At 59.1% G+C, this 13,706-nt stretch carries 10 protein-coding genes; all 10 read right to left on the minus strand.

Going from position 1 to position 13,706, the window contains the following annotated elements; genetic code table 11:
- Nucleotides 1-45: 45 nt before the first annotated feature.
- Nucleotides 46-1,287 carry an imidazolonepropionase gene (hutI, locus tag ACTQY5_RS05590; protein ID WP_022487699.1) on the minus strand — a complete coding sequence of 414 codons (1,242 nt, stop codon included), beginning with the start codon at nucleotides 1,285-1,287 and terminating at the stop codon, nucleotides 46-48.
- An 86-nt stretch (nucleotides 1,288-1,373) separates the two neighbouring features.
- The gene (locus tag ACTQY5_RS05595) at nucleotides 1,374-3,422 is read right to left on the minus strand and encodes a urocanate hydratase (RefSeq protein WP_370834549.1); all 2,049 of its coding nucleotides are present in this window, start codon (nucleotides 3,420-3,422) and stop codon (nucleotides 1,374-1,376) included.
- Between the two features lie 236 nt (nucleotides 3,423-3,658).
- Nucleotides 3,659-4,774, minus strand: a complete 1,116-nt coding sequence (locus ACTQY5_RS05600; protein ID WP_022487701.1) for a 5-methyltetrahydropteroyltriglutamate--homocysteine S-methyltransferase — start codon at nucleotides 4,772-4,774, stop codon at nucleotides 3,659-3,661.
- A gap of 148 nt (nucleotides 4,775-4,922) precedes the next feature.
- A complete protein-coding gene (gene hydE, locus ACTQY5_RS05605; protein ID WP_441368913.1) occupies nucleotides 4,923-6,035 on the minus strand; it encodes a [FeFe] hydrogenase H-cluster radical SAM maturase HydE in 1,113 nt (370 codons plus the stop codon).
- A gap of 13 nt (nucleotides 6,036-6,048) precedes the next feature.
- Nucleotides 6,049-7,353, minus strand: a complete 1,305-nt coding sequence (locus ACTQY5_RS05610) for an APC family permease (protein WP_022487703.1) — start codon at nucleotides 7,351-7,353, stop codon at nucleotides 6,049-6,051.
- Between the two features lies 1 nt (nucleotide 7,354).
- Complete coding sequence (locus tag ACTQY5_RS05615) at nucleotides 7,355-8,092, minus strand: gamma-glutamyl-gamma-aminobutyrate hydrolase family protein (protein WP_022487704.1); 738 nt, start codon at nucleotides 8,090-8,092, stop codon at nucleotides 7,355-7,357.
- A 44-nt stretch (nucleotides 8,093-8,136) separates the two neighbouring features.
- Complete coding sequence (locus ACTQY5_RS05620; RefSeq protein WP_441368914.1) at nucleotides 8,137-10,557, minus strand: homocysteine S-methyltransferase family protein; 2,421 nt, start codon at nucleotides 10,555-10,557, stop codon at nucleotides 8,137-8,139.
- Nucleotides 10,554-11,255, minus strand: coding sequence for a vitamin B12 dependent-methionine synthase activation domain-containing protein (locus ACTQY5_RS05625; protein WP_022487706.1), 702 nt, complete (start codon nucleotides 11,253-11,255; stop codon nucleotides 10,554-10,556). The genes ACTQY5_RS05620 and ACTQY5_RS05625 overlap by 4 nt, the downstream gene beginning before the upstream one ends.
- A 13-nt stretch (nucleotides 11,256-11,268) precedes the next feature.
- Nucleotides 11,269-12,132 (minus strand): methylenetetrahydrofolate reductase, encoded by an 864-nt coding sequence (locus ACTQY5_RS05630; protein ID WP_022487707.1) that lies wholly within the window; start codon nucleotides 12,130-12,132, stop codon nucleotides 11,269-11,271.
- A gap of 151 nt (nucleotides 12,133-12,283) precedes the next feature.
- Nucleotides 12,284-13,681: an aminotransferase-like domain-containing protein gene (locus ACTQY5_RS05635; protein ID WP_022487708.1), complete on the minus strand. Its 1,398-nt coding sequence runs from the start codon at nucleotides 13,679-13,681 to the stop codon at nucleotides 12,284-12,286.
- Between the last annotated feature and the right edge of the window lie 25 nt (nucleotides 13,682-13,706).

Raw genomic sequence — 13,706 nt, forward strand, 5'->3', positions numbered from 1 at the left:
CAATGTGCAGCACCCTCTTCTGTTGAGCCAGGGCAGCCGGCAGGCTTACCGGACCACCACTTTTCCTTTTTTGATGACGGTTTCCACAATGTTGACCCCTGTATGGTAGGGAAGGAATTTGTAGGACGGATACTGGAGGATCACCAGGTCCGCCTGTTTCCCCGGCTCCAGGGAACCGATCCGGTCCGCCCGGTCCAGGGCCGCGGCCCCGTTCAGGGTCAGGGCGGTGATGGCTTCTTCCGCACTCATCTTCATGTAGATCACCGCCAGGCCGATCATGAGGGGCACCGAGAAGGTGAAGCCGCTTCCCGGGTTGAAATCCGTGGCCAGGGCTACGGCGCAGCCGGCGTCGATCATTTCCCGGGCCCGGGCAAAGGGTTCTTTCAGACAGAAGGCGGTGGTGGGCAGCAGGGTGGACACCACCCCGTTGTCCGCCATGGCCCGGATCCCTGCATCGGAAGCATGGAGCAGATGGTCCGCACTGGTGGCGTGGAGTTCCCCGGCCAGTTCCGCCCCGCCCAGGCTGACGATCTCATCTGCATGGATTTTCAGCTTGAAGCCCATCTTCCGGGCTTCCGTCAGCAGGTGCCGGCTCTGTTCAATGGAGAACACCCCTTTTTCGCAGAACACGTCGCAGAATTCCGCCAGGTGTTTTTCCGCCACTTCCGGCATTACATCCTTCAGGAGGAATTCGATGAAGTCATCCCCCCGGTCCTTGTATTCCGGCGGCACCGCATGGGCCCCCAGGAAGGTGGACACCAGCTCGATGGGCTGCTTTTCGTTCAGGTCCCGGACCACTTCCATCTGTTTGATTTCCGTATCATGATCCTGGCCGTAGCCGCTTTTGGCTTCCACGGTGGTGACCCCCATGGCCAGCATCTTCTTCAAAAAGTCCATGCTGTGGTCCACCAGCTCTTCCCGGCTGGCTTCCCGGGTGGCCTTCATGGTGTTCAGGATGCCCCCGCCCCGTTCCATGATTTCCATATAGCTCATGCCGCCCATCCGCCAGAGGAATTCATCGGGCCGGTAGCCCCCGAACACCAGGTGGGTGTGGGAATCCACGAACCCGGGGAGCACCGCCTTGCCGGTGGCGTCGATCTGTTTGTCCGCCGGCACCAGTTTCTCCCAGTCCGGCTGGTTCCCGATGCTGCGGATCTTCCCGTTTTCAATCAGGATGGACTGGTTCTCGTAGATCTTCAGCTGTTTCATTTCCCGGCCATGACGGGCGGTATTCCCTTCCGGGGTCACAATCTGGGCCGCATGTTTGATCAGCAGTCTGTCAATCATTGCCTTTCCTCCTTCAGTTCTGCCACAAAAGGGTTGCTGCACGGTATCCGTGCAGCAGCCCTTTGATTCTGTATGGTTCCTGTGGATCAGTCTTTGATCACATGGGCTTTGGGATAAACCTTGGCCACTGCGTCTTTGATCTGTTTTTCGTCGGTCAGGTACGGCAGGGTGATCTGCCCGATGCCGTGACGGGTCTTGTTGAATTCCACAGCCGTTTCCATGGCGTGTTCGTTCCGTGCCCAGGACCGGCGGGCCACACCGCTGATTACATCCCAGCTCAGGGAGCTGCGGATGATTTCATCCACCCGGTGGCTGCCATCCAGCACCAGACCGAAGCCGCCGTTGATGGCTTTGCCGATGCCCACGCCGCCGCCGTTGTGGAGGGCGCACAGGCTCATGCCTCTGGCTGCGTTCCCGGCGAAGCACTGGACTGCCATGTCAGCCATTACATTGGAGCCGTCCTTGATGTTGGAGGTTTCCCGGAAGGGAGAGTCCGTACCGGATACGTCGTGATGGTCACGGCCCATCATGACAGGCCCGATTTCCCCGTTCCGGACCAGTTCGTTGAATTTCAGGGCGATGTTCACACGGCCTACTTCATCCTGGTACAGGATACGGGCCTGGGTGCCCACCACCAGTTTGTTCTTTTCTGCATCCCGGATCCAGTTGTAGTTGTCCCGATCCTGGTACCGGCGGTTCACGTCGATGCAGCTCATGGCCGCCATATCGGTCTTGTGCAGGTCTTCCGGTTTGCCGGACAGGCATACCCAGCGGAAGGGTCCGTAGCCGTAGTCGAACAGCTGGGGTCCCATGATGTCTTCCACGTAGGAGGGCCAGATGAACCCGTCTTTGTCGTCCACACCGTTCTTGGAGATTTCCTTTACCCCGGAATCAAACACGGCTTTCATGAAGGAGTTGCCGTAGTCGAAGAAGTACACGCCCCGGGCGGTGATCTTCTTCAGGGCTTCGAAGTGGGCATGGAGGGTCTTGTCCACCAGTTCCCGGAACTTGGCCGGATCTTCTGCCAGCATCTTGGTCCGTTCCTCAAAGGTCAGGCCCTGAGGGCAGTAGCCGCCGTTGTAGGCGTTGTGGCAGGAAGTCTGGTCGGAAACCAGGTCCACATGGATGTTGTGGTCCACAATGTATTCCAGCAGGTCAACGATGTTGCCGTGGTATGCGAAGGATTTGCCCTTCTTTTCCGCCATGGATTTCTGGGCCATGGCAATGACTTCCGGCAGGGAATCGGAAACTCCGGAGATCCAGCCCTGATCCAGGCGGGTCTTGATCCGGGAAGCATCCACTTCCGCCACAATGGCGGTGCAGTTGGCGATTTCCGCCGCTTTGCCCTGGGCACCGCTCATGCCGCCCAGGCCGGAGGTGACGAACAGCTTGCCGCCCAAGTCCCCGTCTTCCGGGATCCCCAGTTTCATGCGGCCGGCGTTCAGGATGGTGTTGAAGGTACCATGGACGATGCCCTGGGGCCCGATGTACATCCAGCCGCCGGCGGTCATCTGCCCATAGTTGGCCACGCCCATTTCTTCGGCGATTTCCCAGTCATGCTGGTTGTCGTATTCCCCGATCATCAGACCGTTGGTGATGATTACCCGGGGAGCTTCCGGTTTGGAATGGAACAGGCCCAGAGGATGGCCGGATTCCATGACCAGGGTCTGGTCCGGAGTGATTTCTTCCAGATACCGTTTGATCAGCAGGTACTGCATCCAGTCATGGCACACGCTGCCGGTTTCCCCGTAGGTGACCAGTTCGTAAGGATACAGAGCCACTTCAAAGTCCAGGTTGTTGTCGATCATCACCTGGAAGGCCTTGCCTTCGGTGCATTTGCCTTTGTATTCATCAATGGGTTTCCCGTAGATCCGGCCTTCCGGACGGAAACGGTAGCCGTAGATCCGGCCCCGGGTGGTCAGTTCTTCCAGGAATTCCGGGATCAGTTCTTCATGATATTCTTCCGGGATATAACGCAGGGCATTTTTCAGAGCAATTTCAGTCTGTGCCGGAGTCAGACGGAAGCCACGGTCCGGAGCCCGACGGATGCCTTCCTGGAAAGGTTTGGGTTTGGGCAGCCCGTTGGGGAATTCCAGTTTAATGGTCATGGCTTTTCCGATTTCTTCATTCTTCATCATGTAATACCACTCCTTTGCGTCATGCTTCGTGCAGGAATCTGATTTCTCGACTTCATGGCTCCATTGTAAAGAAGATTCATCTGAAAAACGTCGAAAGGAAGCGTCCATAACAAATAAATTTCAGTTTTTTCACCAGAAGTTTTTAGACGTTTTCACGGAATTCCGTCAAAAGAGAATCAAAAAAGGGGGTGTGAAAAATTCACACCCCCGGTCGCGGGCCGCGGCCAAAGAGGTTATTCCCCCCACACTTCCTGGGCGATGGAGCGGACCAGGGCCAGTTTGGCCCACTGCTGTTCTTCGGTCAGCTTGTTGCCGATTTCGCAGGAAGCGAAACCGCACTGGGGGCTGAGGCAGAGGTTTTCCAGGGGCACATATTGGACGGCTTCGCGGATCCGGGCGATCACCTGGGCCCGGTCTTCCAGTTCCGGACGCTTGGTGGTGATGAGTCCCAGCACCACCTTTTTCCCGGGGGCCACTTCCTTCAGGGGTTCGAAGTTCCCGGACCGTTCATCGTCGAATTCCAGGTAGAAGGCATCCACTTTTTCCTTCCCGAACAGCAGGGGAGCAATGGGACCGTAGCCGCCCCGGGCTGCCCAGGTGGAATGGTAGTTTCCCCGGCACACATGGGTGTTGATCACCAGGTCATCAGGCCGGCCTTCCAGGGCCAGGTTGTTCAGCCGCAGGTACTCCTCCGCCACCTGTTTCAGAGAAACCGCTCCCTTCTGCCGTTTGTTCCAGTATTCCGTATCACAGAACATGCCCCAGGTGCAGTCATCCAGCTGGATGTTCCGGCAGCCGGCTCCATACAGATCCCGGAACACCTGCCGGTAGGCGGCGGCAATGTCCTGGAGCAGTTCTTCCCGGTCCGGGTATACCGCGTCAGTGATTTTCCCGTTGTCTCCCCGGTACAGCTCCGCCAGCAGCTGAGCCGGAGCAGGCAGGGTCTGCCGGGCCAGGGTGTTTTCGTCCTCGAACCCTTTCACATATCTGAAATGGTCCACAAAGGGATGGTCCTTCCCGCTGATTTTTCCGGTGACGATGGCAGTGCCCCGGGCGGTCTCTTCTCCGTGGAACAGGTAGCCCTGTTCCAGCTCGATATGGGTGATGCCCTGGAAGCCCCAGAAAAAGTCCAGGTGCCAGTAGCTCCGCCGGAATTCCCCGTCAGTAATGGCATGGAGCCCGGCGGCCTTCTGCTTTTCAATGAGTTTGGCGATTTCCTCGTCCTCCACCTGCTTCAGGTCCAGGGCGGCGATCTCCCCCCGGGCAAACCGGGCCCGGGCCTCTTTCAGCCGGTCCGGCCGCAGGAAACTCCCAACAATATCAAAACGGAATGGTGCACGCAAAGTCATGATTAAAAACCCCTCTCTTTATTCCGAGCATTTTGCTCTGTTTTGTTTCTTCATGGGTCTTATTGTAGCGGATGGAGAGGCGTTTGTATAATGGATAAAAAGTTGGGGTTGGTATAGATAAAAAGAATAGCGGAAGCTTTTGCTCCCGCTATTCTTTGGCTCCATTCCCGTGCTCCCGGAAATAATGGGGGGAATCTCCCCACTTCCCGAATCCCACCGTGTCTCCCACTGACGCCACCCGGGCGGACAGGCAGTTCCGGCACTGGTCCGGGCTGTCTTCCACACAGGGTTTGTTGTCATAGAGCAGGTAGTCGGGACGGAATTTGGGCAGGGTCACAATGGGCATCAGGATGTTGGCCCCGGCCTTGAGCCCCAGTTCCCGTCCCAGGGGGTTCAGGGCCTGGAGGGCGGTGGTGGCTGCTATGTTCACGTCTTTCAGGAACAGCCGGGTCACGGCGATCATGTTCAGTCCCAGGATGAACCGGTGCTGCTGGGCTTCCGGGGTGTTTTCCCCGGCGGCCACCACCTGTTTCCCCAAAGGAGTGTTGTGGTGGACCACATAGGGCCCCATGCCGATCATGTCGATGTCCATGTCCCGGTAGAACAGGATGTCGTCCGCCAGGTCTTCCAGGGTCTGGCCGGGCAGGCCGATCATCACTCCGGTGCCCACCTGGTAGCCCAGGTCCCGGAGGATGTCCAGACAGTGCTTCCGCACCGTCCATTCATGGTGCCCGTCCTGAGGATGGAGGGTGGCATACAGAGCCGGATTGCTGGTTTCGATCCGCAGCAGATACCGGTGGGCCCCCGCTTCCTTCCAGCGCCGGTAGGTATCTTCCGTCTGTTCCCCCAGGCACAGGGTAAGCCCCAGTTTCCCGTCCCCCAGCTTCTTGATGTCCCGGATCAGGCTTTCCACATAAGCGATGAATTCCTCATCCTGCCGTTCACCGGACTGGAGGGTCAAGGACCCGTACTGGTTGTCCAGAGCCCACCGGGCCATGGCCAGGATGTCCTCCCGGGAGGTGTCGAACCGTTCCACTTCCTCATTGTCCCGGCGGATACCGCAGTAGAGGCAGTTTTTGATGCACCGGTTGGAAAATTCCAGAAGGCCCCGGTAATAGGCCACCCGGCCCACGGAAGCGCTTTTCACCGTATAGGCGGCGTCGTAGAGGGCCTTCCGGTCTTCCGGGTCGGTAAGGCCCAGCAGGGCAATCAGGTCTGCCCGATCCAGGTTGTCTTTGTGCAGCAGTGTTTGGAGATCCATACAATTCCTTTCTTTACTCTTCCTTCTCTTTGATCAGGCCCCGCTTCTTTTTGCTGGCATACACGAAATAGTAGGGCAGGATCACCAGACAGCCCCCCAGACCCCAGATCAGCTGCATGGTCTTGGCATTGGACAGCATCCACAGGCTGGTAAGGATAGCAATCACGGGAATGGTGATGCCTCCGGGGATCTTGTAGGTCCGGGGACGGTCCGCCCATTTCTTCCGGAACACGATCACCGCCAGACAGGTGGGCAGGTACTGGGTGAACCGGGATACGGCGCTGATGGCCGCCAGGGTGGTGAAGCTGCCGCTCCAGGCCAGAGCAATGCTCAGCACCGCAATGACGATACTGGCCACATAAGGAGTCCCCCAGGGCGTCCGTTTGGCCAGCACTTCCGGCAGCATCCCGTCTTCCGACAAAGAGGTGCAGGCCCGGGGGGCAATGAAGGCTTCCGCCATATTGATGCCTCCCATGGAGAACAGGGTGCCCACCAGGATGATGTAGGATCCCACCGGACCCACCACCCGTCCGAAAGCGGTCTGGATGGGTGCCTTGTCCGCAGCCAGGTCCGGCCCCAGGATGCCGATGGAAATGGCCACCACCAGCATGTAGATCACCGTCACCAGCACCATGGTCAGGATGATGCCCCGGGGCAGGTTCTTCTTGGGGTCCTTGTAGTCTTCCGCTCCCACTGCAATGGCTTCAAAGCCCGTAAAGGCAAAGAACATGGTAATGGCGGCGTTGGCAAAAGCCCCGTCTTCCAGATGGGCCGGTACAAAGGGGGTGAAATTGCTGCCGTTGAGGAAGAAGATCCCCAGGGCGATGAACAGCACCAGGGGCACCAGTTTGGATACTGTCAGGATGTTGTTCAGATATTTGGAAGCCTTGACCCCTGCAATGTTCAGGGCGCTGAGGCCCCCGATCAGCACGGCTGCAATGATGTCCTTGGCCCCGTCCCCGGAAAGAGCCGGGAAAGCGGCTCCCAGGGCGGTGGCGAATCCTACGGCCATGGCGGCCCAGGCGATGATGGTCACCACCAGTTTCAGCACTCCGATCTCATAACCCCAGAAATCTCCGAAGGCCGCCTTGGCGTACAGATAGGGTCCCCCGTTCCGGGAAAAGAACCCGGCGGCTTCGGCAAAACACAGAGCCAGGGCCCCGGCCAGGAAGGCGTCGAACAGCAGGATCCCCAGGGAGGCCGGCCCCATCAGGGCATAGGCCCGGTTGGGCAAAAGGAAGATCCCGGTACCGATAATGGCGTTGATGCCCAGCAGCACAATGCTGAACAGTCCGAATTTCTCTTTTTTCTCTGTCATGTTATGCGTGTCCTCCTTTGGCGGCTGCGATGAAATCAGCGAAAATGGCTTTGGCCTGGGCATTGTTGATGGACATCATTTCCGGATGGAACTGATAAGCCATAAGATAGCCCTCACCGGTCCCTTCCATGATCTCCACAGTGCCGTCCTTGGCCCGTCCGGTGACGGCAAGGCCCCGGCCCACCTGGTGCACTGTCTGGTGATGGTGGGTATTGGTGACCCATTCCGTCCGGCCCAGGATTTTGGCAGCCCGGCTGCCGGCCTGGATTTCCACCGTATGGGTGGGAGTGGCCGGATCCTGGTTCTGGGAATGCTTCACAAAGGAGTTCTTGTCCAGGGACAGGTCCTGATACAGGGTCCCCCCGTGGCTCACGTTGATGATCTGGCAGCCCCGGCAGATGCCCATTACCGGGATCCCCCGCTTTTCCGCTTCCCTAAGGAGCAGCAGGTCGAATTTGTCCCGGGCCGGCCACACCGGACCGATCTGCCGGCAGGGTTCCTCTCCGTACAGGAGGGGATACACATCGTGGCCGCCGCTGAGCACCAGCCCGTCCACCCGGCTCATGATTTCCCGGGCGGCTTCCTCATCTTCCGTAAAGGGCACCAGGATAGCCACCCCGCCGGCTTCGTTCACCGAACGGATGTAGTCATCATTCACATAGGAGCGGTGGTACCCGGCAAAAACGCCGTGGTCATCCACCATATGGCTTCCGGAAACACCGATCAAAGGTCTTGTCATGCTGCATCTCTTCTTTCTGTAGTTGTTTTGTTTTTTACTGTTGTTTATTGTTTATGGAACAGCTGGTTGGCATAGCTGACGCTGGCCACTGCATTGGCCCCGTAGAAATCCGCGCCGATGGTCCGGGCGTATTCCTCGGTCATTACGGCACCTCCCACCATCACCCGGCACTCCGGCAGGGTCCGGCGGATCTGGCGGATGGTCTCTTCCATGGCTCCCACGGTAGTGGTCATCAGGGCACTGAGCCCCACTAGTCTGGCATTATGGTCCCGGGCGGCTTTCACCACTTCTTCCGGCGGCACATCCTTCCCCAGGTCGATGACCTGATAACCGTAGTTTTCCAGGAGCACCTTCACGATGTTTTTGCCGATGTCGTGGATATCCCCCTTCACCGTGCAGACCACAATGGGTTCTCCTTTTTCCGTGCTGGCTCCGGTGGCAATGGACTGCTTCAGGATCTCGAACCCGGCCTTGGCCGCATCGGCACTGACCAGCAGCTGGGGCAGGAACAGCTTTTTCTTTTCGAACAGATCCCCTACGATGTTAAGGCCAGGGATCATGGATTCATTGATGATGTCCAGGGCGGGTTTGCCTTCTGCCAACTGTTTCCGGACCCCGTTTTCCACCTGGCTGATGAGCCCTTTCACAATGGCTTCTTCCAGGGGATATTCCTTCTGGGCCCCTTTGGCCGCCGGTTTGCCGCTGCCCTGGGATTTGGCCACGGCCACCATCTGAGGGGCGTCGGCAAAGTATTCCACATACTTCTTGCAGCCTTCATCCTTGCCGCTGAGGGCCCCGTAGGCAATGTAGGCGCCCATCATGGCGCCGCTGTTGGGATTGATGATCCCGGCGGACAGCCCCGCTTCCATGGCCAGGGCGAAGAAGGCGCTGTTCACCGCATCCCGGCTGGGAAGCCCGAAGGAAATGTTGGACACCCCCATGACCGTCTTGATGTGCCGGGCCTTCAGCTGCCGGATCACCTCCAGGTCGATCTGGGCGTTCTGTCCTCCGGTACTGATGGTCATGGCCAGAGGATCCATCACCATATCCTTGGCAGGGATCCCGTATTTCCCGGCTTCCGTGATTACTTTGTCCGCCACTTTCAGACGGCCTTCCGGGCTGTCCGCAATGCCTCCCTCATCCAGGCACAGGCCCACCAGAGCCGCCCCGTATTTTTTGGCCAGAGGCAGGACCTTCTCCATGTTTTCCGCCTTGCCGTTGACGGAGTTCAGCAGAGGACGGCCGTTGTACACCCGGAGCCCCCGTTCCATGGCTTCGATGTTGGAGGTGTCGATCTGGAGGGGAACAGAGGTAATGGACTGGAGGGTGAGGATCACCTTTTCGATGAGAGCCGGTTCATCCACCCCCGGCACCCCCACGTTCACATCCAGCACCTGGGCTCCCTTGTCCAGCTGTTCCAGGGCCAGTTGGCACACATAGTCCATGTTCTGGGCCTTCAGAGCCTCTTTCAGCCGGGGTTTTCCCGTGGGATTGATCCGTTCTCCGATGATCACCGGCATCCCTTCAAAATCCACCGCCGTGCCGTAGCCGGCAATGGCACAGGGAGCTCCGGAACGGGGAGCCGGCAGGGGAATGTCCCGGCAGGCCGCAATGAGCCGGGCAATGTGGTCCGGGGTGGTGCCGCAGCAGCCCCCCAGCACGGAAACCCCCGCTTCTGCAAAAGGCACCATGAGCGGTGCGTACCCGGCCGCATCGATGTGGAACACGGTCTTTCCGTCCTTCTGGACCGGCAGCCCCGCATTGGGGTTGGCCACCAGAGGGATGTCCACCGCCTTAAGGGCCCGGGACACCAGCTTCACCAGAGTGTCAGGTCCCTGGCCGCAGTTGAAGCCCACAGCCGCGGCTCCCAGGGCTTCCGCCATGACAAAGGCCGTGGTCACATCCGCCCCGTTCAGCAGCTTCCCATCTTCATCAAAGGTGAAGGTGCACACAATGGGCAGATCGGAGTTCTCCTTGGCCGCCAGGATGGCCGCCTTGGCTTCATAGCTGTCGCTCATGGTCTCGATGAGGATCAGGTCCGCTCCGGCGGCAGCCCCGGCCTTCACCTGGGCGGCGTACAGAGAGACCGCTTCCTCAAAGGGCAGGTCCCCGAAGGGCTGGAGCAGTTTCCCGGTAGGGCCCAGGTCCAGGGCCACGAACCCTTCCCGTCCTTCTGCGGCAAAGGCCGCCCGGGCATTTTCCACCCCGGTCCGGACCAGTTCTTCCACTTCCGGCTGGCCGTGGGCGGCACCGAACTTCAGGCCGTTGGCCCCGAAGGTGTTGGTTTTCAGGATATCCACCCCAGCCCGTACATAGGCCTGATGGATGGCCCGGACCTTCTCCGGATGGTGCAGGTTCCAGGTTTCCGGCAGTTCTCCCGGCTTCAGGCCGGCTTCCTGGAGCATGGTGCCCATGGCTCCGTCAAAAAACAGCCGTTTGGTATGCAGTGCTTCTGTAAAATTCATAGTTCCTCCTGACGAAAAGGACAGTCCACATTGCCGCAGGCAGCACATTTGCTTTTCTTCCCGCAGCGGCTTGCTTCCGGTCCCGCCGGTTTTTTCCCGCTCCGGTCGATGCCGATGACGGCGGTGACGCTTTTGGTGGGTGCCATGATGCCTCCGGCAGTCAGGGTGAGGCCGATGGTCTTGGGACAGTTCAGGAGACGGAAGATCTTCTGCTGTTCCGTCAGGTCCCAGTCCCCGTACCCCGGGGAAAACCGGCTCCGGTACTGCCAGGTATCCGGCAGATCCTGCTTCCACAGGACTTCCTGCTGATCCAGGTAACTTTCGATCAGGGAAGCAGCCACCGCCTGAGCCGCCGCCCCTTCGGCAATGCTCCGGATGCTGATCCGGCGCAGGGCCGTATCCACCCGGGCCCCCAGGGTAGCCCCGAACAGCAGCAGGGTGTCACAGCCCTCCAGGTGCCGGGCCAGACCGGAGCTGACAAATTCCGTTCCTTCTTCCAGGATCACCCGGCCCTTTTCCCGGTCCGTTCCCTGGAGCACCCGGCAGCTCCACTGCTGGATCACATTCCGGGGCTGGACTTCGTTCCGGAGCTGGAGAAAGGCACGGTCCACCGTCACTTTCGCCTGTTCATCCCCCGGCCGGGCCCCGAAATACCGGAGGGCTTCTTTTTCATCAAACTGGATCCGCAGGTTTCCCATACTGGTTCCCCTTTCAGCAGCGGATGATTTCCGACAGGTTGCTGCGGATGCCTCCGATGATGTCCGGCTTGTTCATGGTGTAGATGTGGATGTTGGTGAAGCCGTTGGCGATCAGATCCACGATCTGGCCGATGGCATAGGCCATCCCCGCCTGTTTCAGAGCCGCCGGATGGTCTGCGAACCGTTCCGCCATGGCCCGCAGAGGCGCCGGCACCGGGGTACCGCTGAGGGTGAAGATCTTTTCGATCTGCTTCAGGTTGGTCACCGGCATGATCCCGGCCACCACCGGCACGTTGATTCCCTTGGCCAGCATCCGGTACATGAAATTGTAGAACATGCTGTTGTCAAAGAACATCTGGGTCACCAGGAAATCACACCCGGCTTCCACCTTCATCTTGGTGTGTTCCAGGTCATCATCCAGGCCGGCTGCTTCCGGATGGCCTTCCGGATAGGTGGCCCCGCCTACGCAGAAATCCCCGTAGCTTTTGATCTTTTTCACCAGGTCGCTGGCATGGGCATAGTCCCCCAGAGGATGTTCCTGTCCCTGGGGCAGATCCCCCCGGAGAGCCAGCACGTTCTGGACATTGGCGGCCTTCAGCTGGTCCAGGACCCCTTCGATTTTCTGTTCATCGGCCCCCACACAGGTGAGATGGGCCAGGGCCGGCACCCCGCACCGTTCGATTTCAGACACCAGGGCCACGCTTTTGCCTACGGCAGTCCCGCCGGCACCGTAGGTAACGCTCATGTAGTCCACCCCCTGGATGGCAATGGTCCGGACGATTTCCTGGGCATGTTCCAGTTCACTGCCTTTTTTGGGTGGGAACAGCTCACAGGAGACGCAAACCTTCGGACTCTTTAAAAGATCTATTATTTTCAAAAAAGGTACCCCCTCACGCTGAAACAAAAGTATATCGTTTCATTTTAACGCAGGAGGTACCCAAAAAGCAAAGTTTTTTTCAGTTTTCAGCAACTGTCAGCCGGATCCCGGTGAACCTGCATTACAGTGACGCAGCAGGGGAGCAGGGGATTTATGCTTTTTTCACGTTTTCCCGTAAAATGGACAGTCCTTTTTCCAGCCGTCCCATGTCCTGTTCTGTGGACAGGGCCACCCGGAGATAAGCCTGCATTTCCCGCTTCCCGCACAGGAACCGGTCTGAATGGTAGACCCGGATTCCCTGCTGCTGGAAGGCCTGTTCCACTTCCGCTCCTCCCCGGGTATCCGGTATGGGCAGCCACCGGTAGAAGCTGAGGGGATGGCCCTGACCCTCCAGTTCCGGGAAATACCGGAAGAACAGCCGGTTCCGTTCCGCCGCCAGTTCCTGTTTCTTCTTCACCATGGCATTGGCGGTGCCGGTAAGGATCAGTTCCGTAATGATTTCCCCGTCCAAGGAGGATGTTTTCACATTCACATTGAAGAGAGCCTGGAGCAGGGCCTCCCGGAACCGGTCCGGATACACCAGGTAGGCCACCCGCAGACCGGCACAGAGGGGTTTGGAAGTGCCGCTTACATAGACGCTCTGTTCCGGCACCAGCCGGGCCAGGGGCCCTGCATAATCGGCCACGGTGCCGGCGGTGAAGAAGGCATGGATGTCGTCTTCCAGGAGGATCAGCTGTTCCCGGCGGATTACCTGGGCCAGGGCCTGTTTCCGCCGCTCCGAAATCATCCGGGTGGTAGGGTTGCAGCAGCTGGGCATCAGGAAGACTCCCTTCAGGGCATTCAGCCGGTGCTGCCGCTCCAACAGGTCCGCCCGCATCCCTTCCTCATCGCTGCCGATGGCCACCAGCTGGAGATGATGGAGCCGGGCCAGTTCGATGAAATTGGCATAGGTGTAGGTATCCACCCCGATCCGGTCCCCCGGATCGAACAGGGCCAGCAGGCTCATGGCCAGTCCGTTCTGGGTGCCGGACACCAGCATCAGATGGTCCGGATCCGTTTCCACCCCTATGTTCTTCAGCCAGTTTACCCCGGCCGCCTTCTGGTGGACCATACCGGTGGGAGAGGCATAATCCAGCAGCTGGGGGAACTGTTTCCGGCCGGCAATGTCCCGGGTGATCTCCCGGACCTGGTCCGTGAACACCTGAAAGGGGTTCTCGAACCCCAGGTCGATAAGGGCGGACCGGGGACGTTCTGTGGAAATGGTCACGGACCGGGCGGCGCTGGAGGCTACAAAGGTACCGCTGCCGGTCACCGCCTGGAGCAGCCCCTTCAGCTCGCACAGCTTGTAAGCCCGGGTGACGGTGGTAAAATTGATTCCCAGGAACCGGGCCAGTTCCCGCTGGGGCGGCAGCCGGGTGCCGGGAGCCAGGCAGCCGGAGGCAATGTCCTCCTTCAGCTGCCGGGCCAGGGACAGGTATACCGGCCGGGTAAGCTTGGCCCGGTCCGGTTTCCAGGACAGAGGGTAGTTGTAGAATCCGTTGATGGCCATAGGGACCTCCTGTAATTGTATTCCA

The sequence above is a fragment of the Acidaminococcus sp. HCP3S3_H5 genome, assembly GCF_052122235.1.
Taxonomy (GTDB): domain Bacteria; phylum Bacillota; class Negativicutes; order Acidaminococcales; family Acidaminococcaceae; genus Acidaminococcus.

Excerpts from the sequence above, each read along its gene's own strand:
- ACTQY5_RS05615 (WP_022487704.1), bottom strand. The coding sequence starts at position 8,092 with ATGACAAGACCTTTGATCGGTGTTTCCGGAAGCCATATGGTGGATGAC.
- hydE (WP_441368913.1), bottom strand. The coding sequence starts at position 6,035 with ATGGATCTCCAAACACTGCTGCACAAAGACAACCTGGATCGGGCAGAC.
- ACTQY5_RS05610 (WP_022487703.1), bottom strand. The coding sequence starts at position 7,353 with ATGACAGAGAAAAAAGAGAAATTCGGACTGTTCAGCATTGTGCTGCTG.
- ACTQY5_RS05620 (WP_441368914.1), bottom strand. The coding sequence starts at position 10,557 with ATGAATTTTACAGAAGCACTGCATACCAAACGGCTGTTTTTTGACGGA.
- ACTQY5_RS05625 (WP_022487706.1), bottom strand. The coding sequence starts at position 11,255 with ATGGGAAACCTGCGGATCCAGTTTGATGAAAAAGAAGCCCTCCGGTAT.
- ACTQY5_RS05600 (WP_022487701.1), bottom strand. The coding sequence starts at position 4,774 with ATGACTTTGCGTGCACCATTCCGTTTTGATATTGTTGGGAGTTTCCTG.
- ACTQY5_RS05595 (WP_370834549.1), bottom strand. The coding sequence starts at position 3,422 with ATGAAGAATGAAGAAATCGGAAAAGCCATGACCATTAAACTGGAATTC.
- ACTQY5_RS05635 (WP_022487708.1), bottom strand. The coding sequence starts at position 13,681 with ATGGCCATCAACGGATTCTACAACTACCCTCTGTCCTGGAAACCGGAC.
- hutI (WP_022487699.1), bottom strand. The coding sequence starts at position 1,287 with ATGATTGACAGACTGCTGATCAAACATGCGGCCCAGATTGTGACCCCG.